The 24,716-nt window shown below is 67.9% G+C and carries 25 protein-coding genes; 20 read left to right on the top strand and 5 right to left on the bottom strand.

Going from position 1 to position 24,716, the window contains the following annotated elements; translation table 11 throughout:
• Positions 1-163 precede the first annotated feature (163 nt).
• The 9 genes from ACH4TL_RS22245 to ACH4TL_RS22205 all read left to right on the top strand — a co-directional run bounded on the left by ACH4TL_RS22245 (position 164) and on the right by ACH4TL_RS22205 (position 7,344).
• Positions 164-523 (top strand): hypothetical protein, encoded by a 360-nt coding sequence (locus ACH4TL_RS22245; RefSeq protein ID WP_398316127.1) that lies wholly within the window; start codon positions 164-166, stop codon positions 521-523.
• 56 nt (positions 524-579) lie between these two features.
• Positions 580-1,173, top strand: a complete 594-nt coding sequence (locus ACH4TL_RS22240; RefSeq protein ID WP_398316129.1) for a WhiB family transcriptional regulator — start codon at positions 580-582, stop codon at positions 1,171-1,173.
• Between the two features lie 857 nt (positions 1,174-2,030).
• On the top strand, positions 2,031-2,750 hold the full coding sequence (locus ACH4TL_RS22235; protein ID WP_398316131.1) for an ATP-binding protein: 720 nt from the start codon (positions 2,031-2,033) through the stop codon (positions 2,748-2,750).
• Positions 2,750-3,103, top strand: coding sequence for a DUF4326 domain-containing protein (locus tag ACH4TL_RS22230; protein ID WP_398316133.1), 354 nt, complete (start codon positions 2,750-2,752; stop codon positions 3,101-3,103). The genes ACH4TL_RS22235 and ACH4TL_RS22230 overlap by 1 nt, the downstream gene beginning before the upstream one ends.
• Positions 3,103-3,522 carry a DUF6195 family protein gene (locus ACH4TL_RS22225; RefSeq protein ID WP_398316135.1) on the top strand — a complete coding sequence of 140 codons (420 nt, stop codon included), beginning with the start codon at positions 3,103-3,105 and terminating at the stop codon, positions 3,520-3,522. Before ACH4TL_RS22230 ends, ACH4TL_RS22225 begins: the two co-directional genes overlap by 1 nt.
• A gap of 62 nt (positions 3,523-3,584) precedes the next feature.
• On the top strand, positions 3,585-4,652 hold the full coding sequence (locus ACH4TL_RS22220) for a DUF2637 domain-containing protein (protein ID WP_398316137.1): 1,068 nt from the start codon (positions 3,585-3,587) through the stop codon (positions 4,650-4,652).
• Between the two features lie 227 nt (positions 4,653-4,879).
• Positions 4,880-5,290 carry a hypothetical protein gene (locus ACH4TL_RS22215; protein WP_398316139.1) on the top strand — a complete coding sequence of 137 codons (411 nt, stop codon included), beginning with the start codon at positions 4,880-4,882 and terminating at the stop codon, positions 5,288-5,290.
• 796 nt (positions 5,291-6,086) lie between these two features.
• Positions 6,087-6,356, top strand: a complete 270-nt coding sequence (locus tag ACH4TL_RS22210) for a hypothetical protein (protein ID WP_398316141.1) — start codon at positions 6,087-6,089, stop codon at positions 6,354-6,356.
• Positions 6,357-6,366: 10 nt separating this feature from the next.
• Entirely contained in the window at positions 6,367-7,344 is a 978-nt protein-coding gene (locus tag ACH4TL_RS22205) for an NlpC/P60 family protein (RefSeq protein ID WP_398316143.1), read from the top strand.
• A 74-nt stretch (positions 7,345-7,418) separates the two neighbouring features.
• Here the strand turns inward: ACH4TL_RS22205 and ACH4TL_RS22200 are convergent, their stop codons facing one another.
• A complete protein-coding gene (locus tag ACH4TL_RS22200) occupies positions 7,419-8,327 on the bottom strand; it encodes an aminoglycoside phosphotransferase family protein (RefSeq protein ID WP_398316145.1) in 909 nt (302 codons plus the stop codon).
• 159 nt (positions 8,328-8,486) lie between these two features.
• On the opposite strand from ACH4TL_RS22200, the gene ACH4TL_RS22195 reads away from it, so the two are divergent.
• The 11 genes from ACH4TL_RS22195 to ACH4TL_RS22145 all read left to right on the top strand — a co-directional run bounded on the left by ACH4TL_RS22195 (position 8,487) and on the right by ACH4TL_RS22145 (position 19,079).
• Positions 8,487-8,936 (top strand): hypothetical protein, encoded by a 450-nt coding sequence (locus ACH4TL_RS22195; RefSeq protein ID WP_398425308.1) that lies wholly within the window; start codon positions 8,487-8,489, stop codon positions 8,934-8,936.
• 222 nt (positions 8,937-9,158) lie between these two features.
• Positions 9,159-10,253 (top strand): hypothetical protein, encoded by a 1,095-nt coding sequence (locus tag ACH4TL_RS22190; RefSeq protein ID WP_398316149.1) that lies wholly within the window; start codon positions 9,159-9,161, stop codon positions 10,251-10,253.
• Positions 10,234-11,775, top strand: a complete 1,542-nt coding sequence (locus ACH4TL_RS22185; protein WP_398316151.1) for a hypothetical protein — start codon at positions 10,234-10,236, stop codon at positions 11,773-11,775. Before ACH4TL_RS22190 ends, ACH4TL_RS22185 begins: the two co-directional genes overlap by 20 nt.
• Before the next feature lies 1 nt (position 11,776).
• Positions 11,777-13,300, top strand: coding sequence for an SCO6880 family protein (locus ACH4TL_RS22180; protein WP_398316153.1), 1,524 nt, complete (start codon positions 11,777-11,779; stop codon positions 13,298-13,300).
• Positions 13,297-14,736 (top strand): ATP/GTP-binding protein, encoded by a 1,440-nt coding sequence (locus ACH4TL_RS22175; protein WP_398316155.1) that lies wholly within the window; start codon positions 13,297-13,299, stop codon positions 14,734-14,736. The genes ACH4TL_RS22180 and ACH4TL_RS22175 overlap by 4 nt, the downstream gene beginning before the upstream one ends.
• Positions 14,737-14,788: 52 nt before the next feature.
• Positions 14,789-15,109 carry a DUF6238 family protein gene (locus tag ACH4TL_RS22170; protein ID WP_398316157.1) on the top strand — a complete coding sequence of 107 codons (321 nt, stop codon included), beginning with the start codon at positions 14,789-14,791 and terminating at the stop codon, positions 15,107-15,109.
• Positions 15,109-15,375, top strand: a complete 267-nt coding sequence (locus ACH4TL_RS22165; protein WP_398316159.1) for a hypothetical protein — start codon at positions 15,109-15,111, stop codon at positions 15,373-15,375. Before ACH4TL_RS22170 ends, ACH4TL_RS22165 begins: the two co-directional genes overlap by 1 nt.
• 33 nt (positions 15,376-15,408) lie before the next feature.
• Complete coding sequence (locus ACH4TL_RS22160; protein WP_398316161.1) at positions 15,409-16,854, top strand: type IV secretory system conjugative DNA transfer family protein; 1,446 nt, start codon at positions 15,409-15,411, stop codon at positions 16,852-16,854.
• Positions 16,851-17,360 carry a hypothetical protein gene (locus tag ACH4TL_RS22155; RefSeq protein WP_398316163.1) on the top strand — a complete coding sequence of 170 codons (510 nt, stop codon included), beginning with the start codon at positions 16,851-16,853 and terminating at the stop codon, positions 17,358-17,360. Before ACH4TL_RS22160 ends, ACH4TL_RS22155 begins: the two co-directional genes overlap by 4 nt.
• Positions 17,360-17,827 carry a hypothetical protein gene (locus ACH4TL_RS22150; RefSeq protein ID WP_398316753.1) on the top strand — a complete coding sequence of 156 codons (468 nt, stop codon included), beginning with the start codon at positions 17,360-17,362 and terminating at the stop codon, positions 17,825-17,827. The genes ACH4TL_RS22155 and ACH4TL_RS22150 overlap by 1 nt, the downstream gene beginning before the upstream one ends.
• Before the next feature lie 691 nt (positions 17,828-18,518).
• Positions 18,519-19,079: a hypothetical protein gene (locus tag ACH4TL_RS22145; RefSeq protein WP_398316165.1), complete on the top strand. Its 561-nt coding sequence runs from the start codon at positions 18,519-18,521 to the stop codon at positions 19,077-19,079.
• Positions 19,080-19,103: 24 nt separating this feature from the next.
• On the opposite strand, the gene ACH4TL_RS22140 is transcribed toward ACH4TL_RS22145, so the two are convergent.
• The 4 genes from ACH4TL_RS22140 to fxlM all read right to left on the bottom strand — a co-directional run bounded on the left by ACH4TL_RS22140 (position 19,104) and on the right by fxlM (position 24,678).
• Positions 19,104-20,264: a lanthionine synthetase LanC family protein gene (locus ACH4TL_RS22140; RefSeq protein WP_398425306.1), complete on the bottom strand. Its 1,161-nt coding sequence runs from the start codon at positions 20,262-20,264 to the stop codon at positions 19,104-19,106.
• Entirely contained in the window at positions 20,261-23,086 is a 2,826-nt protein-coding gene (locus tag ACH4TL_RS22135; protein WP_398316168.1) for a lantibiotic dehydratase, read from the bottom strand. The genes ACH4TL_RS22140 and ACH4TL_RS22135 overlap by 4 nt, the downstream gene beginning before the upstream one ends.
• A 104-nt stretch (positions 23,087-23,190) precedes the next feature.
• Positions 23,191-23,388 (bottom strand): hypothetical protein, encoded by a 198-nt coding sequence (locus ACH4TL_RS22130; RefSeq protein WP_398316170.1) that lies wholly within the window; start codon positions 23,386-23,388, stop codon positions 23,191-23,193.
• A gap of 84 nt (positions 23,389-23,472) precedes the next feature.
• Positions 23,473-24,678, bottom strand: coding sequence for a methyltransferase, FxLD system (gene fxlM / locus ACH4TL_RS22125; protein WP_398425304.1), 1,206 nt, complete (start codon positions 24,676-24,678; stop codon positions 23,473-23,475).
• Between the last annotated feature and the right edge of the window lie 38 nt (positions 24,679-24,716).

Raw genomic sequence — 24,716 nt, 5'->3', positions numbered from 1 at the left:
TAGGGCTGACGGCCCGCGATGCGGCCGGTGCCCGCATTCGCGTCAGTCGAACGCAGGCACTGACTGCCGCCCGCTGGATCATTCGGGCCCACCCGAACGCGGGGTGGCAGCGCCCTCGCACCTTCGACCTGCGTACCGCGCAACTCGACGTCCAGGCAGCGCGGTGACCGTGGCCCTGACCGCCGAGACAGCGACTGCTGGCTTCCTCGGGCCAAGCCACCCCGGACTGCATGAGCTCGCCGAAGCCTTGAAGCTGCTTGCCGGTGGTGAAGACGCAGAACCACCGATCCATGTTGGGTACGACGAGGCTGCTCGGCGGCTGAACATTCCTGAGGGCTGGCTCCGTGAGCGGATCGCCTCCCTGCCGCACCGCAAGCTGGGTAGATACGTCCAGTTCACAGATGGCGACCTGAGGGCGATTTCGGAAATGCATTTCGTGCAGCCGTGCGCTCCTTCCGGCAACGAAAAGGAAGCGCCGATTTTGCCGCTTCAGCCTTCCAAACGGTCACGCAAGTACTCCTGATCCCTATTGCACTCGCGCGACCAAAGTGACGAGTGTCGCATGCATCGCGAGACGAAATGCACACAGACATATACAGCCTCATCGAGGCTGCGCACCAGGGGGATTGGTCTCCCCTTCTCAGAGCAGCGGAACAGGTTCCTGGAAAGGATTGGGCGGAACACGCCCGATGTGCTGGCCATGATACGGAAATGTTCGTCCCGTTGGGGGATGGCCCGCACGAGGAACCTGATGAGGTGAAGGCCAAGCTGACCAAAGCGGGTATTTCACTGACTCGTCCACTCAGCCTGTGCGCGTCCTGCCCTTCGACGGTGGCTGCTCGGTGCCTAACCGAGTCACTTCGGCACGACGATGAGTTTGGTATTCGCGCAGGTTTGCTTGCCTCTGAGCGTTCTCCACTGCGTGTCGCGTGGCAGCAGCGCGTAGATGAGGAGGCCATTTCTGCCGCCCTGCGCGGATCAACCGTAGCCCTTAGCAAGGGTGAGCGGGACGCGGTCGTAGCACGCTATGCAGCTGATCCGTCCTCGGATCCCGCCGCCACAGCTCGGGGACTCGGAGTGACACGCGAATACCTCCGGAAGCTCGTCTGGCGGCACAGGAAGCGCTCAGTCGCGAAATCTTCCTCGTCTGCACCCAACACGGATGCCGCCTGAAAACCTTCACCTTCATGAGATCGGCTGATGAGCGAGATAGCAACAGCTCGGGTCTGGTCAGCATCGAGGTCCCGCAGGGGGTCTCGCCTAGTGATGCTTGCCCTTGCCCGAGAGGCGGACGATCAGGGAAAGGCAGCAGTGACTTTGGATGCGATATCCAAGCTCACCGGCCTTACTACACGAGGAATAACCAAATGCCTCGGAGACTTGGCGGCGCTTGGCGAACTCACCCATCAGAGTGGTGGTGGCGCTTCCAATCCCAACAGCTACAGGATTCTTCTCCTCGATCGCACTGAAGTTCCTACTACTGTGCCCAGAGAGAGCGAAGTGGGAACTTCGTTCCAGGACGTCTCTTCCCAGAACGCCCCAGCAAGTAGGAACTTGGTGCACGCAGAGTCGGAACTTTCTTCTTCAGGCGCGCGTGGTGGTAGTACTCCCTACGGGAGTACTACCACCACCCAAAAGCAAGCTAGCTTGCCGAGGTCCAGCCGCAAGCATCACGGCACTCCGCAAGACTCGGTAACAGTTCCCGAGGAAGCGAAGGAACTTGTTGCTGCGATGAGCGGCGCGGGAATGCTCGTTGGATGGCGACTCACCGAATCCGAATGGAGCCGGGTAACAGAACTTGTGGGTCGATGGGGCCACGAACGTCTGATGGACATGGTCGCTGGGCGCTGGAATGCAGAACGTCCGCCCCAGTCAGCCCGCTACCTACTCCGCATCTGGGCAGATCTACCGGCTGAATCCCCTGTCACGGCGTCACCCGGCAACGTCGTCCCGCTGCATCGACGGCCCGGCGGATGGATGCCTTTCCAGAACGCGGCGAACACCAGCGCCTACGAGAACGGATTTTGATCATGGCGGAGCCAAAGCGCGCGGGCAGCGCCAGGTCAATGCGCGCCCTCGAACGCATACTTGCGGCGAAAGGAATTGAACTCGTGCCCGGAGGCCTTGACGACGAGGAGGAGAACCCCGGCGACCGGGCGTGGCACCGTCGCCAACGGGCCGAGTACGCCTTGACCCGCTGGCGGACCGCCACCCCGCCTCGGTTCCGCGACGCCGAGGCGACGCTGCCGGAGGTTGCAGCTTGGGCCGATCACGCCCTGTCGGACAACGCTTCCGCGGGGGCTCTGCTCCTCGCCGGCCCCACGGGAACGGGGAAGACCCACCAGGCGTACGGAGCCCTACGGAGGGTCGCCGCCGGTGCACCGGAGAAGTTCGAGCTGATCGCCGTGAACAGCGCGGACATGTACGGAAGTCTACGGCCTTCGCAGGTGGCGGGCGCTGCGGAACGGGAACTGCGGCGGCTCAGTGAAGTGCAATTCCTGCTGCTCGATGACCTGGGCACGGCGAAGACCACGGAGTGGACCGAGGAGATCACGTACCGACTCATCAACTACCGGTACAACCGCTGCCTTCCGACGGTCATCACCTCCAATCTGCCTGCACGCGACGACCAGGGCCCTGACCTGACCGACTTCGTCGGCGGCCGGGTCGCCTCCCGCCTCGCCGAGATGGTGACGACGCTCGTGCCCATGGTCGGCATCGACCGGCGGCGCGGCGGGAGGGCGGCCTGATGCCCATCCGACTTCACTGTGCAGGCCGCGACACCTGCGGCAGCGCTGCTGCCCGCGTGTACGTCGGGCCCGGCAGCCCATACGCCAACCCCTTCGCCGCCGGGGATCGCGGCCCCTCGCCTCTCGGTCTGCCGATGGACTCGGCGGAGGCCGTCGACCTCTTCACCGCCACCCTCCGGGGACCGGTTGGACGGCGCTATGCCGCCCGGTTCGCGCGCGAGCTGCGCGGCCGCGACCTGATGTGCACCTGCCCCCTCCATATTCCCTGTCACGCCGATGTCCTGCTGCGCGTTGCCAACGGCCCCGGCTGCGCTGATGCGCCTTGCCCCCCGTACTACCTGGAAGGTCCCTGATGAGTCACCCGATCATGGTCGCGGCGGCCAAGCGCCTAACGACGGCCGAGGAACGGCGCACGGCTGCGCGGGAGAACGCCTTCCGGACGTGGGGCACCCGGTCGGTCACGGCAGCGTCGAAGTATGCGCGCCGCCTCCTGGGGGACGAGGCTGTCACCCTCGACTGGGAAGTCCTGGGGCTCCTCTCCTTCGAGGAGGACCTTCAAGCCTTCACGTCCCTCGACACCACCGGGGGCCAGCACCTTGAGCTGTACTACACCGATCAAGGCGGTACCGAGCGCATCCTGCTGCGCGTGTCCTGCGTGAGCTGCCCCAGTCAGCACGTGCATGAAGTGGCATCTCTGGAACAACTCGGGCAGCTTCTCTCACAGACCCCGGCCTGGCAGTCCATCGACCCGCGCAGCGGGGGCTCGTGCTGATGGATCGCGTCCACGTACGCCCGGCGGACACCGAAGCTCGGTCCGCAAGCAACCTCCGCGGGATGACGGCTTGGGATGGGACCGCGATCGTTCTGCTCGGCTCGGCTGGTTTCGCCTTCTCCTACGACGCGTTGCGGCAGATCGCCGTCGCGATTCACGCGCGGGAAACCCTCTCCTACCTCTTCCCGGTGTTCATCGACGGGTTCATTGCGTACGGCGTGCGGGCCATCGTGCTCCTCCGCAACCGCCACTTCGGCGCCCGGCTGTACGCCTGGGCCCTCTTCCTCGTGGCCACCGGGGCGAGCCTCGGCGCGAACGCGCTGCATGCCGTCACACTGAACCACGGTCCGCGCACCGAACGGTCCGCGCTGCACCTCACGGACAGCGTGGTCGGTGTCCTCTCGATGCTCGCGCCGCTGGCCTTGGCCGGGTCCGTTCACCTCTACATCCTGATGGCGCGGACCGCCGAACGAGCAGTCCGGGACCAAGCGGACAGCAGTTCCGGACCGTCCACCGAAACGTTCGATCACACCACGACATTGCCCTTCGGGCGCCGGCAGTCTCTCCTCCGTGGCCGGTGGGGACGGCAGGGGCCTCAGCGCGATGAAGTCCGTCCGTCCGCTGCGGACGACGCTGCCGGAACTGGGGTTGACCTGTGTAAACACAACGGCGGGCCGACAGGCACAGGGATCGTTGCACCGAGCCAAGAGCCCGGCGCCGCTCCGTCTCCGAGTGGCGCGGACCGCTCCGACGAGCGAGACGACCAGCCGGACGGACAGCTTGCCCCCGCCGCGGACCATGAGGCGGCAGCATCTCTTTCCACAGGGACGACCGCCACGACCACGGACCTGGCACGCACTCCTGCGGACGAGGAGAAGCCGTCCGTCCCGGACGGGGTCGAATCCACAGGGGCCCGGGAAGCCGACGTCGCGTGGCTGGACGAACTCCTGCCAATCGCGCGAGCCGCGTCCCGGCGTGCCGGACGGATCAGTCGTGACACGGTCAAAGCGGCCGTCCGGGCGCACCAGCCGATCGGAAACGACCGGCTCGGCATCTTGCTCGCTCGGCTCAAGGACGAAGAGGACACCGCGGCCCAAGAGCCCTCTGGTGCTTCCGGGGGCCTCCAGTGATCTCATCTCTCAGGTGGCGCACATCCGCTCCCCGCTCGCGCACCACCGGCGGTGGACGACCATGGAACCAGGAAGGACAGAACATGTGGCGAGGCCACCGGAATCCGGTGGAGAACTCCGCCCGTCACGAAGCTGAGACGCCCGCAGCGGCCCTCGTGCGCCACCTCCAAAGCGGTGGTGCCCTCGCACCAGTCCAGGTGTCAGACCTCCCTCTGGCCGCTGACGAGATGGCGCTTGCCGACGTCTCGTGCGAGACAGGACGGTTTTACGGCACGGAAGTTGTCTATCCGCGGGCACGTGCCGGCTACTACGAGGACCACCCGGCGTTCGGCCGACGCTGGATGTCGAATCCGCGGCTCGACGGCCGACGGCGACGAGAGGCGGAAGCCGCCGCCGAACCGTGCTGGCGCGACCGTGCCCCTGCCCGAGTCGTGCTGACTTCCACTGGCCTGCGGCTCCGCCCCGCCTACGCGCCCCAGACCTGGCTGCCGTTCGACCACTGCCTACTCACCGGGGTGACGGTGAGGGACAACGAGGTCGTGCTCTCCTACAGCGTGTGCGCTCCGCTGCTTCTTTCCGGTCCGGCCTCTTCCTGGCTCGGCGTCGCCATCGAGCACCTTCGTCGTGCCGCCTCGTAGCGATCTGCTGCATAAGTCCCCTCCACCGCAGAAGTCGGAACCTAATTCCTGGAATTAGGTTCCGACTTTTTCGCTGATTCGAGTTGTCCGCAGACCCCCTGCAAGAATTCAGGCACGAGCCAACGCCGCAAGGCGCTTGGCGAGCGTCGGAGACTCCGCGTCTCCGTGTCTTGTCTTTCCGAGAGGGACTGATCACCTTGATATGAGCAGCGGCTTCCCGCCGTACAAACCCGCTTACCCACGCCGCCATGTGCAGAGGAAGCGGACAGAAATATTGATCGCACGAATATCCACTCGACACCATAGAAGGGGACGCACCGGGTCCCGCTCCCTCCGGCATGCGCCGGTAACGATCCGCAGGAGAAGATTCCCCTCCTCTTCTCCTGCGAAGGGTGTTGCGGTCTCTGAGAAGGACCGCAACACCCTCTCTCCTCGCACGCTGCACCAAGGTTGTGGTTTCTCCATGCCTCGATCCATCCGATTCACACCTATACCTGCTGCTATCGGAGTCGTCGGGACGCTCGCCGCGCTGTCGGTTGGATGCTCCAGCTCGACGGATGACACCTCGAAGGAAGCGGTTGCGCAGTCGCACTCCGTCTCCGCAGGCAGCACCGAAACACCCACCCCGAAAGCAGGTCGACCCTCTTCTCCACCAAGTTCCTCTGTACCGCTGGAGGTTGAACGCACGGCCGGTGCGTTCACGACGGCCTACGCCGAGCACGATGCTCGCGACGGCCACGACGAGTCGTATGCCGACGCCGGCACCCGGGCGGCCAAGCTCGCTTCCGGGGAGCTGGTGGGCATCCTGAGCCAGAAGCGGCCGAGTCAGGACGGTCCGTGGGCGGCCCTGCGAGCCGAGAAGGCACGGCAGACGGTGAAGGTCACCTCTGTCGTCGTCCCTGACGGCGCGCCTGGCTTCCGCAAGTCCTCCGGCCTTGTCCGGGTCACGTACACCATCACGACGACTCCGAAGTTCGGGCAGGCCCGGCACAGCGACGAACACCTCGTTCTGCGCCTGGAGCACGCCTCCCAGGGCTGGCGCGTCGCCGCCCTGCCGTGGGTGTGACGGGACCGCGATGAACAAGGGCACACAAGCCGGTCTGGGTCTCCTGGCAGCCATGGTCGTCTCGGGCACCGCCCTGCTGACCACCTTCGGCGGAGCTGACAGCGCCTCTGCGAAGGAGACCGGTCCGGGCGGCGGCATCACCACGGACGCTCCCGTACCGGGCTGGGTCCGTGAACTGATCAACAAGCACGCACACGAGTGCTCGCAGGTCACGGCCTCGCTCCTGGCGGCCCAGCTCTACACGGAGTCCAAGTTCGATCCCGACGCGAAGTCCCGCGCCGGTGCACGCGGCATCGCGCAGTTCACACCCGGGACCTGGTCGCAACACGGGGTCGACGGGGACAGGGACGGGGTCAAGGACATCCGTAACCCGGCCGACGCCATCGCGGCGCAGGCGAAGTACGACTGCACGCTGGCCGAAGACGTCAAGAAGGTGCCCGGCGACTCGACCGAGAACATGCTCGCCGCGTACAACGCCGGCGATGGCGCCGTGACTCAGTACGGCGGTATCCCGCCGTACCCCGAGACTCGCGACTACGTACGGAACATCCGTCAGCTGGCGTCGAAGTGGGCAGCTGCGGTCCAGCCCGACACTTCGGCCGGTAAGGGCGCCGCTCGCGCGATCGCCGCCGCGAAGACGGCTTTGGGGACCCGGTACCGGTGGGGCGGCAACTGCGTCAAGCCGTATAAGGGCATGAACGGTTGCGACTGCTCCTCGCTGACGAAAATGGCCTGGTCCGCGGCTGGCGTGAACCTCCCTCGTGTCACGTACGACCAAGTCCACGCAGGGGCCGCAGTGAAAAGCATTTCTCAACTCCGCCCTGGTGACCTGCTGTTCAGCAATTCCGGAAGCGCGGGCCCCGAACACGTCGGAATGTACATCGGCAACAGCCAGGTCATCGAAGCCCCGTACACCGGGGCCCGGGTGCGGATCTCGCAGCTCAGCTACTGGAAGCCGCAGATCATCGCGATGCGGCACGTCGGCTAATCGCCCTTGTAGGTTCCGAATGGAGATGTCGTTGTCCAAGTGCCTTGTCATCAACTTGTCGTTCGGTCCAGCCGCTACTGGGCGGCGAGGATCGCCTCAAGAACGAACGATGCATCCGTCGGCAGGCCGTCGCCATCGCGAACCGCTCCGGCGCAGACGACCAGGGCTTTCCAGAGCGCCCAGCCTTGTCCACGCTCCCAGGTCGCTTTGTCTACCCCTAGCCGATCGCGGAACGCGGCCCGGCTCTTGCCGGTCAGCATCGTCCAGGCGATCGACAGATCGCAGGCCGGGTCTCCGACTCCGCAGGTGCCGAAGTCGATGACGGCCGCGAGCGCACCGTCCTTCACCAGAAGGTTCCCCGAGGCCATGTCACCGTGGAACCAGACTGGCTTACCGTCCCACGAGGCTCGCAACGCCCGTTCCCAGATCTCCTCGGCGGTCTCGGTCCGGATCAGGCCGTCCAACGTCTCCAGGGCTGCCCGGGCCCACCCGTCGTAGGTTGTCAGTGGTCCGCCTCGGAACCAATTGTGCAGTCCCGGGCCCGGTCCGCCTGTCGGGTCGATCCGCTGCAGGGACACGAGGAACTTCGCAAGGTGGATGGCGAACGCCGTCATGTCCTCGACGACGGCACGGGCCGCAGGCTCGCCACCGATCCACCGATAGACCGACCAGTTGTGCGGAAAGCTCTCATCGGGCACGCCTCGGGCCAGCGGAACCGGGACCTCCAACGGCAACGCGGGTGCGAGCACCGGCAGCCATCGGTGCTCCTTCTCCACCGCCAGCGCGTACTCCTCGGCAGTCGGTAGCCGCACCAGCATCTCGTCACCGAGGCGAAAGGTGCAGTTGTCCCAACCCTGTGCATCGACCGGCCGGACCTCAAGATCGGACCACTGCGGGAACTGCGTGGCGATCAACTTGCTCGCCACCGCGGCGTCGACTGGTTTCCGGTCCGGCAACGGCAAAACCTCGGGCGTCTCGTTCATCGGAGGCGACCGTACGACGCCTCATCAGATCACCACAAGCGATTTCCGATCGCCCCCAACTCAGACCGGGAACTGTCCGCCCTCCCGGCCCAAGCGGCTCGAAGCAATACACCACGGCCTGAGGAAAACGACAGATCTGTCGCACGAATCCTCGACAAGATGCCTGGACAGCACCACAAAACACCGGGTCACGTTCCCACCGACCGACAAGTCAAGCCGGAACCTACAGCCACCAAAATCGGATTCCTTTTCTCAAGCACCAAGGGAATGACTATGCACAATCTCCCATTTGCCGCCGATCCCGGTCTGCATTGGGCTTTCGCTTCAGGGGCCGACGTCGTGTCTGGAGTGAAGCCGGACTGGGGTCCCTTCGGGAAGCTGGGGACGACCGCCACCGTGATCCTGAGTGTTATGGCGGCCGTCGTGCTCGTCATCGGCGCCGGCGCGTTCCTCGCTGGCATCGGGAAGTCGAAGGGGTGGTTTGGAGAGGGCCATTCCATGATGGACAGTTCGCGGGGCAAGGGCATGATGGTCGGCGGCCTGGTGTGCGTCTTCCTCGTGGCGTCTTTCGGCACGATCTTCGCCATCACGTACGGCATGGGTGTGTGACCCATGGCTTCCGGATTCCGAAGGAAGAACGGTTCCTCCGCAAAGGAGGCCGGAGCAACCAGTCCGTCCGCGAGGCTCTGGGGTATCGCCGCCGGTGGAGCAGCTGCTGTCACCGCAGCCGGGGTGCTCGTCAGCCTTGCCACGGGCAGCCCGCCCGCTCCCGCACCCACTGCGCCATCACCCGCCCGCTCGGCCCCGCAGGCGAGCGGGGAGCGTGGGCGCGTGGTGCACGGCGTACCCGTGGGCTACCCGCACACGCAGGCCGGCGCCAAGGGAGCGGCAGCCAACTACACCACCGTCAGCGGCAGTGCCGCGTTCCTCACGGACACGGACGTGCGCCACCGAGCGGTGTCGGTGATGGCGGCCGACGGCGCGGACAGGACCGTGGCGGAGAAGGCCGACCAGGACGCTCGCCGTGCCGCCACCGCACTGCGCGGGGATAACGCCAGGCTCCACCCGAAGCAGGCCATCACCCGTACCGGCGTGCTCTCCGCTCACGTCCTCAACTCGAACTCGCATGGGGCGATGGTCCGGCTGTGGACCACGACGGTGCGCGGCAGCGCCGCCGGACATGCGACCCCGAAGTCCGCGTTCCGATCGGTAACAGTCACCCTCACCTGGGAGTCCGGCGACTGGAAGCTGAAGAGCACGTCCAGCACCAGCGGGCTCGTCGCCCCGACCGACGCGCAGCAGGCGTCCAACGTCACGAGCGACTTCTCCGGCTACATCCCATCCGCCGCTGCCGACCCGGTACTGAGCGGCACCACCGGGGCGAACGGCTTCCCGAGCAACTACGCCCGAAGCGAGCACGGCGCGCACGCCGCAGCCGTCAGTGCCACGGCGCTCTACGGCGACCCGCGGTTCTTCACCGATGAAGGTTGGCGGCACAGGATGCTGGCCGCTACCGCCGCTCCAAGCGTGCTGGACGCGGTCACGTCGGATACGGACTCGACGGCGAGCCTGGTCATGGAGAACCGCGGGGTCGGTGCCGACGGCAAGACGGCGGACGGCAGCGAGCTGGTCACGCGGACGGCGGTGCTCGCCACCCGGTCCGTCTCCTACTCGAACGATGCCGCGAGCGTCGAGCTGTGGACCGCGTCGGTGGGCGGCGTCGCGGGCAGAGACGAGACCGAGCGTCCGCAGATCGCGTACCTGCGGATGACCGTCGACCTCACCTGGAGCGGCGGCACGTGGAAGACGACGGCCGTCACGCCCTCCGCCCCCCTCGTTCCCTCACCCCCCACCACCATGGAAGCCTCACCGGCCGACGACTTCGCTGTCGTGGGAGGTGCCAGCAATGCGCCTCCGCTTGCGTGACGACGCCCCTGGCCTCCTCACCATCGAGCACCGCACACCGAGCCGATGGGGGCGCCGTCTGCAGACGGTGGCCATGGTCAACGTGATCATCGGGTTCGCCTTCGTCCCGTCCGCGGTCGCCAATCCCCTCTGCTACATCCCGCTGGTGTGCAAGGCGAAGGCCGCCATCGACTTCGCCACAGACCCGCTCGGCTTCCTGCTCCAGAAGCTCACCGAGGCGAACATCTGGTTCTTGCGCAAGATGCTGGAGCTGATCCAGAACACCACAAAGATCGACCTCACGAGCAGCGGCTTCCTGAAGCAGTACGCGATCATCTTCGCCGCCTCCAGCCTGCTCACCGTGGCGCTGTGGCTAATCGCCGTGGCCAAACGAGCGGTCCGCGGCGTCAGCGTTACCACCGCCGTCTCCGAGGCCGTCGGCTTCCTGCTCCTCCAGTTCGTGGTCAACGCGATGACGCCAGGTGCCATCGCTCTGCTGATGAAGGCGATTGACGAGGTCACTGCCGTTTTCGAGCCGTACGCGACCTCAAACTTCAGACCCTTTTTGGAGAACATCCTCAAGGTCATGGTGGCGAAGCCGAAGCAGGGCGTTGGTCAGCTTCTGGTCGTCAACCTGATCATGCTCTGCGGCGCCCTGCTGATGTGGGTCGAGCTGCTGATCCGCAGTGCGGCGATCTACGTCGCCGTCGCGCTCGGCCCCATCGTGAACGCTGGGCTCGTCGACCGGGACCTATGGGGCAAGAGCAAGAAGTGGGCCGGGGCGATCGTCGCGATCGGCCTGAGCAAACCGGTGCTCTTCGCCCTGCTCGGCCTGGGCGGCGCGATCCTCAGCGACTCCTCGGGCAACATGGCGGATGCGGTCTCCAAGACGCTGGTGGGCGCGCTGATCCTGCTGCTGGCGGTGTTCGCCTCCAGCACGCTCTACAAGTGGGTCCCCGCCTTCGGCGACGAGATGGCGCAGCTCCACCACGGCCGGAAGAACGCCCAGTCCTCGGGCCCGGCCGCCGCGATCGACGGTCCCGGCCAGCACGCGAACCGGGCCATGGCCACCCACGTCCAGGACTCCTTGGTCGGCGGCGGTTCGACGGCCACCGCAGCCAAGAAGCAAGCGGCCACAATCACCGGACGCGGCGGCACGGCCGCTGCCGGGCCGGTCGGCGGTGTGGCCGCTGCGGCCAAGGCCGGCGTCGACATGGCGAAGGCCAAGGCCGCGAGTTCTCCCGGCGTGCAGGGTGCCAACGGCGGTTCCGAGCAGAGCCAGGGACGGCAACGCGACGACGCCCGTCCCGGACCGTCCGGCGCACCGGTCGTCGGCTCGACTCCGGACTGGTCCTCCGCAGGGAGTCACGCCGCCTCCGGTCGCCCCGCCGCATCGGCTTCCTCTCAACCCGGGGCTCCTTCTCCCCCTTCGTCCGCCTCAGGAACCGCTTCGGGCTCCGGGCCCTCGGTGACGCCCACACCGCCTTCACGGCCGTCCGGTGGCCAGACCCCTGGTGGGCCGAACCCCAGCAAGGACCAGTGAAATGCCTCGTACCTATCAGTTCGGAAAGCACCGCCCGACGGGTCTGGTGGGCCGCCGCAACCTCGGCGAACAGGTCGTCCTGGGCGGGGGCGCTGCCACCGGCCTCATGCTCGGCTACCTCTTCAACGGCGCGACGGCCATCGCCGCGATCAGCCTCGTGATGCCCATCCTGCTCGCGCTCGTCGTCGTCTACGCCCCGTACCGGCCGAAGGGCACGTCCCAGCGGCGGACGCTGTACCGGTGGTGGAGGATCAACCGCTACTACCGCCGTGCGCTGCGCCGTACGGGCGGCGTGTGGGTGTCCCCCGCGATCGAGGCCGGCGTGGGCCGCGACGGCACGCCGCCGGACGCCGCGCTGGCGGAACCGGAGGGCATCGCGGGGATGTCCTGGGTGCCGGTCACGGTCCGCGGCCGGCAAGCGGTCGCTGTCCTCCAGCCGGAGGCCCGTTGCGTCACGGCCACCCTGGAGATCGCCTCCCCCGGCCTGGGCGGCAAGGAGGTCGGAGAGCAGGTCGTCGCTCTGGAGCGCTGGGGCGAACTGCTCGACGCCTTCGGCAACGTCGAGGAGCACCCGGTTAAGCGGGTTCAGGTGCTCGCTCGGCAGATGAAGTCCGATCCGTACGCCCATCAGCGGTTCGTCGCCCGGCGCGACGAGTCCGCGGCGACGGCCGCCGCTCCGCAGTGGCTGAAGGACTCGTACGACGTGCTGTCCACCGCGGTCTCGACCTCGGCGGAAGAGCACCGGTACTACATCACCATCCACGCGAAGTTCACCCGCGACCTGGCGGCCGACGGCGCCGCCCGCGGCACCGGTGACGAGGGGATCGCGGCGGCGATGGCCGCATACCTGGAAGAGCTGTGGTCCCGCGCGGAAGATGCCGATCTCTCGGTGATCGCACCGCTGGACGAGGGACGGATGACCGCGTTCATCCGCAACAGCTACGACCCGGACCACCCCATCTGGGACACGGACCTCCCACGGCCGCATGCCTTCCCCCGCAACATCGACGTCCGCCAGGGCACGCACCTGGCCACCCGAGCAGCAGGGTCCACGGACCGTTGGTTCCACGCCACGGCGGCCGTCGTCGGCTGGCCCACCACACCGGTCGGACCCGACTTCCTCTCTCCCCTGCTGATCGGGATGCCCGACGTGGTCCGAACCATCTCGATCACCCAGCAGCTGGAGCCGAACGACAAGGCAGTGGAACGCATGCTCGCCGAGGACACCAACAACCAGGCGGAGATGCACCGCGACCGGATGCGCGGGAAGAACATCGACCCGCGCGACCAGATCGCGGCCAGCGCCACCGGCTCCCGGGGCATGGCCCTGGCCTCCTCAGGTGCGGCCGGTTCCGCGGTCGTCGGCTACATCACCATCTCCTCGCGCAGCGCCGAAGAGCTGGAACGCACGAAGCGCACCACAGCCTCTCGCGCCCGCAACTCCCACCTGCGGGTGGAGTGGCTGGATTTGGAGCACGCCCGCGCCTTCGCCACCACTCTGCCCTTCGCCGGAGGCATCAAGTGACCGACCTGCTCGACCTCGCCCCGCTGTCCCCGATGTACGAGACGGTGCGCCGTCCGCTCTACACGGAGACGACCACCAGCCAGGCCCTGTACCTGCCCATCGCGCCGCCGACGCTGGGCACCGCGGGCGCGATCATCGGCCGGGAACTGTACTCGGGGAAGGCGTTCATCTATTGCCCGTTCTCCGCGTTCGGTGACGGCCTGCCGGGCGGGAACATGATCGTGATGGGCGATACGGGCCGGGGCAAGTCGGCGCTCACCAAGACCTACGCCGCCCGGCAGATCCGGCTCGGACGTCAGGTGGTTGTGCTGGACACCAAGGAGCAGAAGGAGCGGGAGGAAGGCGAGTGGGCCGCGCTGGGCCGCTCGCTGACCGGGAAGGCTCCGGTCAAGTTCGCACCCGGCGGCGGGCGCGGCGCTTCCTGCATCAACCCGATGGACCCCGCGATCGCGGGCAAACGGCAGCTCGAACTGGTCCGGACGATCGTGGAACTCGGGCTCGGCGCGCCGCTGGACGAGTTCGCCGGTTCGGCCCTGCGCCTGGCCATCCGCCGGGCTCACCAGCGCGCAGGCGCTGCCGGGCGCACGCCCGTCCTTGCCGACGTCGCTGCCGCGCTCCGGTCACCGGAGGAGGCCGATGCGGCGGCCAAGCAGCGGACACGGGACGAACTCCTCGCAGACGGCCTGGAGGTGTCGTACGTCCTGGACCGGCTCTGCGGCAGAGAGCAGGACGGCGCCACCGGTGACCTCACCGGCATGCTGGACGGGCCGACGAGCCTCGGCGTGGACCTTGACGCCGACATGATCGTCTTCGACCTCACGAAGGTGCCCAGCGGCGGTGTCGCCATGACGATCCTCGTCGCAGTGATCTCCGTCTTCCTCGAAGAGGTCTGGCTGCGCCCGCAGTGCGAATGCGGCACCGGACCGGGCCAGCACGAGCGCGTTGTGGTGGACGCGGACTCCGGAGCGTGGGAACTCGGGCCGAACCCGGAGTCGGGCTGCCGCCGCTACACCCAGCGCAAACGCATCCTCGTCTGCGAAGAGGCGTGGCACATCCTCGGCACTCCCCAACTCGCTTCGTTGTTGGAGAAGTTCCTCAAATTCGCTCGCGGCTACGGACTGAGCTGCATCTTCATCGTCCACCACCTCTCGGACATCGACGACAGCCCGGAGACGCAGGCAGCCCTGAAGATGGCGGACACGATCGTCATCTACGCGCAGAAGAAGTCCGAGGCCGAAGCGACGGTGTCCCGGCTCGGCCTTCCGACCTGGACAGCCGAGCACATCATGCGCCTGCGCAGGGGCATCGCGCTCTGGAAGGTCGGAGAGGTCATCTACCCCGGCGTCCAGCACCTCCTGGTCGAAGCAGAGCAGCACCTGTGCTTCTCCTCCGGCTCCATGACGGACCTCACCAGCACCTCGCCCGACACCGAATGACCACGCCCCCACCACCGACGCCGTCCACGCAGATGCGGAGCACACCTCCTCCATGACCATCAACACCGACGAGACCACACTCCCGGCCGACGGGCACGCAGCGCGGCAGGACATCGACCAGCTGCACGCCGATGCCCTCGAACTCGCCCAACGCACGAACGCGCTCGCCACGACGCTGGACCGCGGCGCCTACTCCGCCGCCGGTGGCCGCGTCCGCACGGCCGTCACCCATATCTGGCGAGCCGCGGAAGACCTCCACAGCGCCTTCCACACAGCTCCTCCGCGCTGCGCCGGACCCTACGCACCCCTCTCCCGGCTCTGCGGCCGGCGCATGCGCTACCTCGCAGCACGGGTCGCACGGAGGACCGCGTAGTGGAGGAGTTCACGCCGAGCGGCATCTCACTGATCCTCTACACCGTCACCGCCGTGGGCGCGCTGGGCCTGCTGGCGCTCTGGGTCCGGATGAACCGGGCCCAGCGCAACGCCGGGCTCGCCACCAAGGCCCACCTCAAGCGCCACCTGTCGGCCAAGACGGTCCTGAAGGCCACCGAGATCCGCCCCTCTCTCACCGGCGGAGAAGACCCCCGCGCCCGCACATCAGCGCTGAGCCTCACGAAGAACCGCTCCGCCGGTTCCTGACAGCGCCTCCTTCGTCCCTCTCCGGAGCACGTCATGCACGACCTCGATCCTCACGACTTCGGCTATCCGCTGGGGACCTCACGCCGCCCCAAGGGCGTACAGCTGTGGTCCCGCGCCGACAAGGCATGCCGGGTCATCGGCCCCATGGGCAGCGGTAAGACCATGCGGTTCTTCGCCCCGACCATCCGCCACTGGACCGGTCCGGTCCTCGCCACCTCGACCAAGCCCGACCTCGTGGAACTCACCCTCGACGCACGGCGGCGTGATGGCCGACCGGTCATGGTCTTCGACCCGCAGAACATCGCCCCCGCCCTCCCCAGGTTCCGATGGACGCCGATCACGGGCGCCTCGGAAACGGAGATCGCGATGATGCGAGCCAAGGCATTCGTCGCCGGGTCCCGCATCCCCGGATCGGCGGCCCAGTCCAGCGAAGGCAGCGCCTTCTACAAAGGGCAAGCGTCCAAGGTCCTCGCGGCGTTCCTCCACGCCGCCGCCCTGGATGGCGCCGCCCTCGACTGGGTGCTGAAATGGGCCAGGAAGCTGACCGACCCCGTGCCGCTCGGCATCCTCAATGCCCACCCCGGCGCCGGCCCCGGCTGGGCGGACATGCTCCGGACGGCCGCCACCGGTGACAGCCGTACCGTCGGCAACACGGCCGCAACCCTCGACGCGGCTCTCGAACCGCTCATGCACCAGTCCGTTCTCCAGGCCCTCCAAGGAGACGGCGAGGACCCGACAGACTTCCGCGAATTCCTCGACGCGGGAGGCACCCTCTACCTATTGGGCAAAGACTCGGAGGTCAGCTCCGTCGCACCCTTGACCACCGCGGTGACCGAAGACCTCCTGGACATCGCCGAAGCCCACGCCATCGCCTCTCCAGCAGGGCGGCTCGACCCCCCTCTCCTGGCTGCCCTGGACGAGGTAGCCAACGTCGCGCCCATCCCCTCGTTGCGCCAACGCGTCGCCGACGGCCGGGGCCGCGGCATCACGGTGCTCTACGGCCTCCAGGGCTGGGCCTCCGCCCGCGCTCGCTTCGGTGAGGACACCGCGAACGAGCTGGCGTCGTTCACCAACCACATCATCGCGTTCGGCGGTGCGAAGGACCCCGCGTTCCTCAAGGACATGTCCGACCTCTGCGGCCAGGTCGAGCGCGTGCGCACGACGAAGACCACGACCGGCGGAGACCGAGACGGACGCTCGACCGCCACACACATGGCCCTGGAGCCGGTTCTCCGTAGCGACGAGATCAAGGCCCTCCCCGAAGGCCACGCCCTGGTGCTCGCGGACAACCTCCCTCCCGTCATCACCCACCTCGACGGAATATGGGCCTGGGACTACTGGCCCGACATCGAGGACCACGTCCGCGACCTTCGAGCAGCCAACGAAGCAGAGCGTTCACGGCAGGACGCTGCCAAGCGGCGCCAGGCCGAGGCGCACGCCGCCGCGTGGAGCGACCGCCAGGAGGCGACTGCCGCATGACCACGAATCCGGTCGCCCGACTCGCTCCCTTCCCCGAGCCGCCCGCGCTCATCGCGGACTACATCGCGGCCCGGAGCGCTGAGGAGTCGGTGGTCGACGGGCCCACGCCGTGGGATGTTGGCGCCCTACCCCCAGAACTGATCGCCCCAATGCCCATCTGGCTGGACGCGGTCTGCCGGTGGCTCAACCAGACGTACGCCTGGCAGCCGCAGGACGTGATCCCGCCCTGCTGGAGAGAGCACGACCACCTCGTATACGAGATCGCCGCCCTGGCCTTCGCGAGGACCGACGCGATCCAGGACGCCGGCTCGGCGGTGATCTGGCACGAGCAATACGACCGCTTCCTCACCCGGATGAACAAGGCCCTCGGCAAGGCTGGCGACGAATGCCGAGTCGGGCGGCACGACGACCGTCCCGCACGCTTCCAGCTCGCCGCCTGGCCCGCAGAGCCCGCCAACGGCTCGGGCAAGCCGAAGTCACCCGACATGGTTGAGGAGACAGCGTGATGATGACGAACCCGGACGTCGTCTTCGCCATGGAGTCACGCCGCCGCTTGGTCGCGCGAAGCGGCTGGGAACAGGAAGAGGCTCGAACCGTACTCCGCGACCTCGGCTGGGAGTGGGAGGAGGAGCTGCACGCGTTGGTTCCGCCGGACGACGTAGCCGAACCCGACTCTGGCGTACAGGCCGTTAAGGAACTGCACCTGCATGGGTATCGCACCGGATTTGCAGTGGGACCGTATGGTGCAATGCGGCTGGATCTGGAACGCGCGGAACAAGTCTTCACCAAGATCGCGGCGGGGCAGTCACCCGACATGCAGAACGGTGAGACGGCACGCGAAGATCACTCCACGGAGACGACACGGCGTGATGAGCCTGTGGGCTCGAAACCGCAGCAGCGGTCGCCGTACAGGTGCAGAGCGGCGTCCGAGCAGGTCGCCTCATATGTCAGCCACGAATCCCCGCCTGTTTGACCGCAACAGCAGGCCCCACTCTGACACGGACAGTAGGACCATCGGTGAACGTGACGGTGAGGCCGTCTGGACGGCGTCCCCGAGCCAGGCCGATGAGGCTATCCAGAGTCCAGAAACCGCTTCGCGGGCTAGACAGACCTGCGTCAACCCAATGACCTCACTGGTGTGATGGACAACACACACCCAAACTGCGGAAACTTTGCCGGATATCGGCCAGGCCACGACCGTAAGGAGAAAAGGTCACCAACCGCCGAGGAGCCTGTAGCCCATGACCTCCCACTGCACCCCAAGCCTCAAGGCCGACGTGCCCTCATGGGTAGACGAGTTGAGCATGGCCACGGCTCAACTATTGAACGCTGCAGATAGGGCGACCCCTCCGCGGATCCCGGGAGTACGTGCAACCCTAAGGGTCACTGACGATGTCAGGGGCTCAGCCATCATCGACGTCCACGCCGACGGTACCGTCGCGGCGCGTAGCGGAGGCCCACACTCCACACGGGCATTGCAACACTGGTCCCAGGCGCCTGGGCCTTATCTTCAAATCGTTTCGTACGACGTCGCTGGCTCCAACTCGGGTTACCCGAACGTCGCGGCGCTATTGGGAAGTCGTGTCATTCATGCAGATGCGGACGTGCCTCATACGCTGACGGCACTCGGCCTCCGCCGGGCACTGTTGTCCGACCAACGCTCCGTGTCTGATAAGGACGACATGGTGGACTCCTTCGCCACAACAGTGCTCGGCCGACGTGGCGCACGGTGGCGCGAAGCCGTTTCGACCGCGCTTCTGAGTGACTGGGCGGCTCCCTTCTTCGATGGCGCTCCCCTCGGGCCAGCGGCCTTGGACCGACTCAAGGTGGAGGCCGAAAGGGTGCATCGCCAGTTACTGCCATTGTGGCGGCGCCGTACTCACGGCTCGCGCCTGCTACTGCTCGACACCCCGCTGGGCGATGGACTCTGCCTCTTCGACTTGCTGGCCAGTCGGCCCGACCAGCAGACTTTGGCCAACACAGAGCCCGACGACGCCCGACTCGCCGCCCTGCTGCAAGCACTGCACCCGCTCGAAAAGGCGGTCGCCCTCTCCTGGGCCCACCCCCGGGTCGTCACCTGGGCCGAAGCCGCCTGGCTCGCTGGGGCTCCCGACCCAGCCACCACCGGAGAGCGCGTACGCCGTAAGGTCCGGCGCCTTGCCGCCGAGCAGCAACGGCGTCGCGCCCAACAGCAAACGGTCCATCACCGGGCGAAGCCATCCTGACGGCACCCTCCCTCGCCCCGGCGGTCAGCGCTGACCGCCCCTCCGCCCTAGCTTGCGTCGGCATCGACCGTTGGACCACATCACCAGGGGGATGAGCGCCGATAGCGCTAACCGCGCCATCAAGCGGATCTCAATGCATGCCAGCACACAGCGGGGAACAGCTACAGAGCTCGTCGCTGGTGGGGTCAGGTTTCGTATGGGTCCTCCCCTGCCAGAAAGGAGCGCCACCTGGCTACGGGCAGTTGTTGCAAGACTTGCAAGTTCGTTCTGTCGCAGGTCAAGCAGCGATTTTGAAGCCTGGCGCATCCGTAACGGGCCCCAGCTACATGCAATACGTCCTGCGATGGGAGAGGTGGTTCCTTGTGGACTGTTATCCAAGGCGTTTCCGCTGACGTGGGGTGGCCACCTGTGCTGTGGGTTTTCCCAGGTCAGGAGCCAGTGAGCTGCGGTGTGGATCGCGTCGCGTTGGCCGGGAACGGTGTGTCCCGCTCGGTGGGCTGTGGCCAGGAGCGCGAGGGGGCCGGCAATGCCGTGAGCGAGGCCGGTGGTAGCGGCGCCGGAGGGCGGGATGCGGACGGTGGGTGGATGAAGGGCTGCGGGGAGCCACCAGCCCGGCCGGGTTCCGATAGGCGTGAGGATCATGTGCGTGAGGGCTGTCAGCGCGGCGTGGAGTCCGGGTTCGGCGTCGGCGCGGTGGCCGCGGTTGTGGGCGGCGAGAAGGACGCGTCCGATGCCGGTGAGCCCCTTAATTGCGTCGTAGACCGCCCACGGGGTGGCTTCCGCGCGAGCGGCGCGTTGGTAGTGATGGCGGGCGAGTGCGGCGGCCCGGGCGGAGAGCCACGCAGTGGCCCGGGACAGTAGGGCCTGGTGCGGGTCGTGGGACGGCAGGTAGCCGGTGCCGATGATCAGGGAAGCGGCCAGGGATCCGGGCCCGGTGTGGATGCCTTCTGGAGGCGCCTTGCCCAGCGATCGGGCGGCGGCATCCCAGTGGGCCGCGGCCGTTTTGGCCGCGCCGGGTTCGGTCTCGGCGAGGCAGGCGTGCAAGAGCGCGGTGCCGGCGAGTCCGTAACACAGGGTGTGGGCGGCTCGGTCCGATACGGAAGCCGCGACATCGGCGGGGTTGCGCAGGTCGCAGGCGATGTCCAGGGCGCGTGCGGCGGCTTGGGCGTGGGCAGTGGTGTTCATGGGCGGTGCAGGAGGTCGGTGGCCAGCGTCCGCATTACCTGCTCGGTTCCTGGGCCGAGGGTGAGCATGCGGTTGGCGTGCATGTGGATGACGTCGCTGGCGCATCGGACGGCGAACTGCTGGGGAACGGCGTCGCGGTAGACGGTCAGCGCAGCGCGGCGATCTGCCCACGCGGCAGTCAGATCAGCGGGGATGAGTGCGTCGGGGCCTATGTTGGCGAGGCGGGGGCGTAGGACGTCGCGGTGGCGGCGCTGGTCGCGGGTGAGGTGGCCTGGATTCAGAGCGGAGTGGGGTTGGTCGGGAGCCAGAGTGCGGGCGACTTCAGCTGCGCCGACGGCGGCGATGAGGAGACGTTGGTCCTCGGTGAGGGGGAGGACGGCTAGGGCAAGGCGGCTGTCGGAGAAGAAGAGGTTTTCGACGGCGGTGATGGCCTGCGGCCCGCCGTAGCGCTCGATCTCCTCCTCGTACGGCTCCAGGCGCAGAGCGCCGGGTCCGAGGAGGCCGCGGTGATGCATCCGGTCGGCGAGGCGGGCCAGTTCGGGCTGGATGCGGGTGGCGAGAACGTGGGGACCGGCGTGGAACCGCAGGCGCAGGTGGGGTCCGAGGGCTGGTGTGGTGTAGCGCAACCAGAACCAGCGGTCGACGCCGTCGGGGAGGCCGGTCAGCAGCGAGGCGAGTTCGGCCAGGACGGTGTTGTGGAGGTGGCCGGGTGCGCGGAAGGCGGCGGAGAGCCAACTGCTGCCCGGCAGGTGGATGCCGGTTCCCGCGGCGCGCAGCGTCCGCCGCGGGTCCGAGGGGGCGGGCTGGGGATTGTTACGCCGGGTGAGGGGAACGACAAGGTCGATCAAGTGGCGGGCACCGCTCGGGCCGTCGATCACGGCCAGTTCCTCGGGTGTGGCGAGGGGTTCGGCCAGGGTGCGGGTGCCGCGGTGGATGCTGCGGCGCAGCAGCTCGCGGTGGTCGGCCTGGCGCAGGTCGAGGGGAAGACGGCGGTCGGCTTCCTCGGCGACCAGCACGGGCGGGGGCGCGGGACGGACGGTAGTGCGCCAGGCCGCCAGGTGGGTTTCGAAGGTGGCGCGGTGATTCGCGGTCGTGGTGAGAGAGTTGGGCAGGCGCCAGCGGGCGGGGGCGATGAGGATGTCGCGGTAGCGCACGCGGGGGGTGTAGGGCCAGTAGGACAGCGGGCCCCAGTTCCAGGGGTGCCAGGGTCGGGTTCCGGTGTGGCCTAAGAGGTGGAGGAAATAGGCGGCCGGGGGCAGGAGCCGGGGAGCGAGCCGGTTGTAGAGCATGGGTATCACCGGCCTGTCGTGGCGGATGGACCACAGCTGTAGATGGGTTCCCGTGGTTGTCACAGCGAGGTCGTGGGGGAGGAGATCGCCGGGGCGAGCGGGGACGTCGAGCGGGATACGCCAGGGCGCTGTGCCGGTCTCGGCCGCCAGCGCGCCCGCAGATGTTCGGGGTCGGCAGACGATTTCCGCGATCATGGGGCCGTTGCCGGTATCGGGCTCTTCGCGGTACGCGAGGCCGGGGAGCCACCGTATCCAGCGGCCGGGTGCGGCTCCGGCGGTCTGGGAGCCCGTGCCAGGACAGACCGCGATCCGCAGTCCGTTCTCGTCGCGCAGCAGTTGGATGTGGATCTCGGCGGTGCGTGGCGGCGGCAGGGGTGAGGGGTTGGTGAGCTGGTCGACGTGCTGGTCGATGAGGTTGATTTCGTCCTTGCCGTCGGACAGGGCATCGGCAAGCAGGCTGGCCAGCGCGGCGGTGTGGCGTGCGTCGCGGGCCTCGTCGGTGCCGATCGCGTCGTCGGGGCCGGGTGGGCCCAGGCCGGTGACGGGGTCGAGGACCTCCAGCAGCGGCACGAGCCGGTGGCGGCCATACGCGGCGCAAAAGCGCCGGTGATAGCCGTTCAGCGGACCGGCCCGGTGGCCGATTCGCCACAACAGGGAGGCAGCTTCCGCCGCTTGCTCGCCCACTGCGGGCGGCAAAGCGATCTCGGCGTCGGCGAGGGTATCGACGGCCAGCGGCCGACTCGTGTGGTGCAGCGCGTCGGCCAGGTCACGGGCCTCCTCCAGCAGCTTTCGTCGGCGCGGGCTGCCGGGCGGGTGCGCATCGCACTCGTCCAGCAGCTCATCCAGGCGGGCCAGGTGAGCCCGTGCTGACACCGTGGTCGGAAGCTTGTTCAGGAGGTGCTTCAGCGGGTCAGCGCGCAGGTCGGCGGGGAACAGGTCGGTCCGCAGCAACCCGGTGCCGATCATGTCGAGCACGGCTCGCCTGGCCTGATCGGGGGTGGCGCCGGGATGGCGACGGAGAAGTTCCGCGAGCAGGTCAGCGGCCGACGCACCGGCGCGGCTGGCTTCCAGCAGCCAGCGCGAGACCCCTGTTGCGCGCACGCTGGAGAACTGCGCCCCTGCGGAGGCAGGCCGCTCGACCTCCAGCCGGTCCCCTCGGGCAGTGGCTGAAGACGCGGCGGTCAGGGTGAGCGCAGTCAGCAGATCCCGCTCGTCACGCAACAGCCGGTCGGCCATCGCCGTCAGCCAGCCCGGGCTGAGGGTCGTGACGGTCCGGTGGCCATCCCCCAGCCGCATGGTGGGCGCCGGGGCGGTGAGCGTCGCGGGGGCGACCCCGGCGAACACCCCATGCGGGGTGGTACGCGCACGCGAGCGCAGATCGTAGGCGCAACGCGTCGCCCGTCCGCGCTCCGTCCCCTCGACGACGGCCTGCGCAGCGCTCCGGCTGGCCAGGAACACGCCCTCGTCCAGCAGGCCGTCGCGGTCGCCATCAGCGGGATCGACGGAGTACGGGCGCAGCGGGATTCGGGCCATCGCCACATGGTGGGGGTCGAAGAACCGGCGCATCACACCATCCGTCGAAGAGGCCGATCGGGAGTGGGCCGGGCGCGTGCCGCGCCCGGCCCCGAGCGCATGTATCAGCAGCCGGTCGTCGGACCCTGCGGCGGTGACTCCCCGCAGCCGTCCCCCGTGGTGTCGCCCTCGTCGCCGTCCTCGTCGCCGCCGAGCCAGACCCCCAGCCTTCCGATCTCCTCCTCAGCAGGGTCCAGGTCGAAGGCGTCGACCAGTTCGTCGGGCAGTTCCTCCATCGGTACCTGCTGTGTCGGTGGTGCCATCTCTACTCCCTCCACTCGGGCCTCCCGGGCTTCAGCGCCAGGAGGCGTGGACCCGGACCGCCCCAGCAGGGGCCATCCGGAGCTTCAGGTGATCACCAAACGCACGCTGGGCTTGTCAACGGTCACCGTCCCGAGCTTGGGCTCGTCCTCACCACGACGGTAGGCACGCACGACGGGCTCACCCGCGTCCCTGGCCTCACGATCGAAACGGCCGACAGCATCGGCCAGGCGGGCGGCCAATCGCTCGCGGCCCGGGCCATGGGCGATCACGCCCAGCTCGTAACGCTCCTGCGCGGCCCGCGGGGCTCGGCGCAGCGTGACGTAAGCCAACGAGTCGTTGCTCCACGCGGCGGGTGCGCCGCTGCCCAGCACCCAGCCGACCAAGCCGCGCTCGGCCGCGGCCGGCGTGGCCCGCAGCCTGCCGTATGGGGCGACTGCGCCCGCGAGCCACACGTCCAACCGCGGCAGTAGTCCTTCCGAACCGCTCAGCTCCACCCCGGTCCACTGCTCATGCCGGGGGCCAGCGAATGCCTCGGCCAGTGCTTCGGCGTCGGCGGGCTGGTCCTCGTCGACGACCAGCCGCACGTCCTGCCCGGCCAGGCGAACGACGTGGGGCGCGTGCGTGCTGTCGCCCTGCATCGCGACGAAGCCGGAGACGATCAGCGTGTCGCTGCGCAGACGCTCCTCCTCGCGGGCGAAGGCGATGGTGCGGGAGAGACCGCGGAACCGCAGCGGTACCACCAACCGCCCCGCCGGGGCGAGTTGGTCCAGCCATGCTGACGCGAGGTCTGCGGCGCCGACGGTGACGATGATGCGATCGAACCCTTGAGCCGGAGCGTCCTGGAGCGGCCGGGCGCCGTCTGCTTCCCGGACCCGCACCTGTCCGTATCCAGCCTCGGCGAGCAGCCTGCGGGCCCGTTCGGTGATGTCGGAATCGATGTCGATAGTGGTCACCGTCCCCTGATCGCCGACCAGCTCAGCCAGCAGCGCGGCGTTGCACCCTCCGGAGCCGATCTCCAGCACGTTCATGCCGGGACTCAATTGGGCCGCTTCCAGCATCCGGGCATGTAACCACGGTGCCGAGACCGAACTGACCGGCTTCCCCCGCTCGTTGTGCTTGGTGAACACAGCTTCGGGAGCCCCGTAGACCTCTTCCGGTGACACTTCGGGGACGAAGAGATGTCGTGGCACCTTGCGGAAAGCGGCCTCCACCTCAGAAGAGGTGAGTGCCCCTCGTTCCCGCAGGCCCTTCACCATCCGCTCGCGTAGAACGTCAGGGGTCTCGGTCACGCAGAACTTCCTTTCCGGTCGTCCTCGCAGGCCCCCCG

Source organism: Streptomyces sp. NPDC021115 (assembly GCF_044333065.1).
Lineage (GTDB): Bacteria > Actinomycetota > Actinomycetes > Streptomycetales > Streptomycetaceae > Streptomyces.
This window is presented reverse-complemented; position numbering and strand designations above follow the sequence as displayed.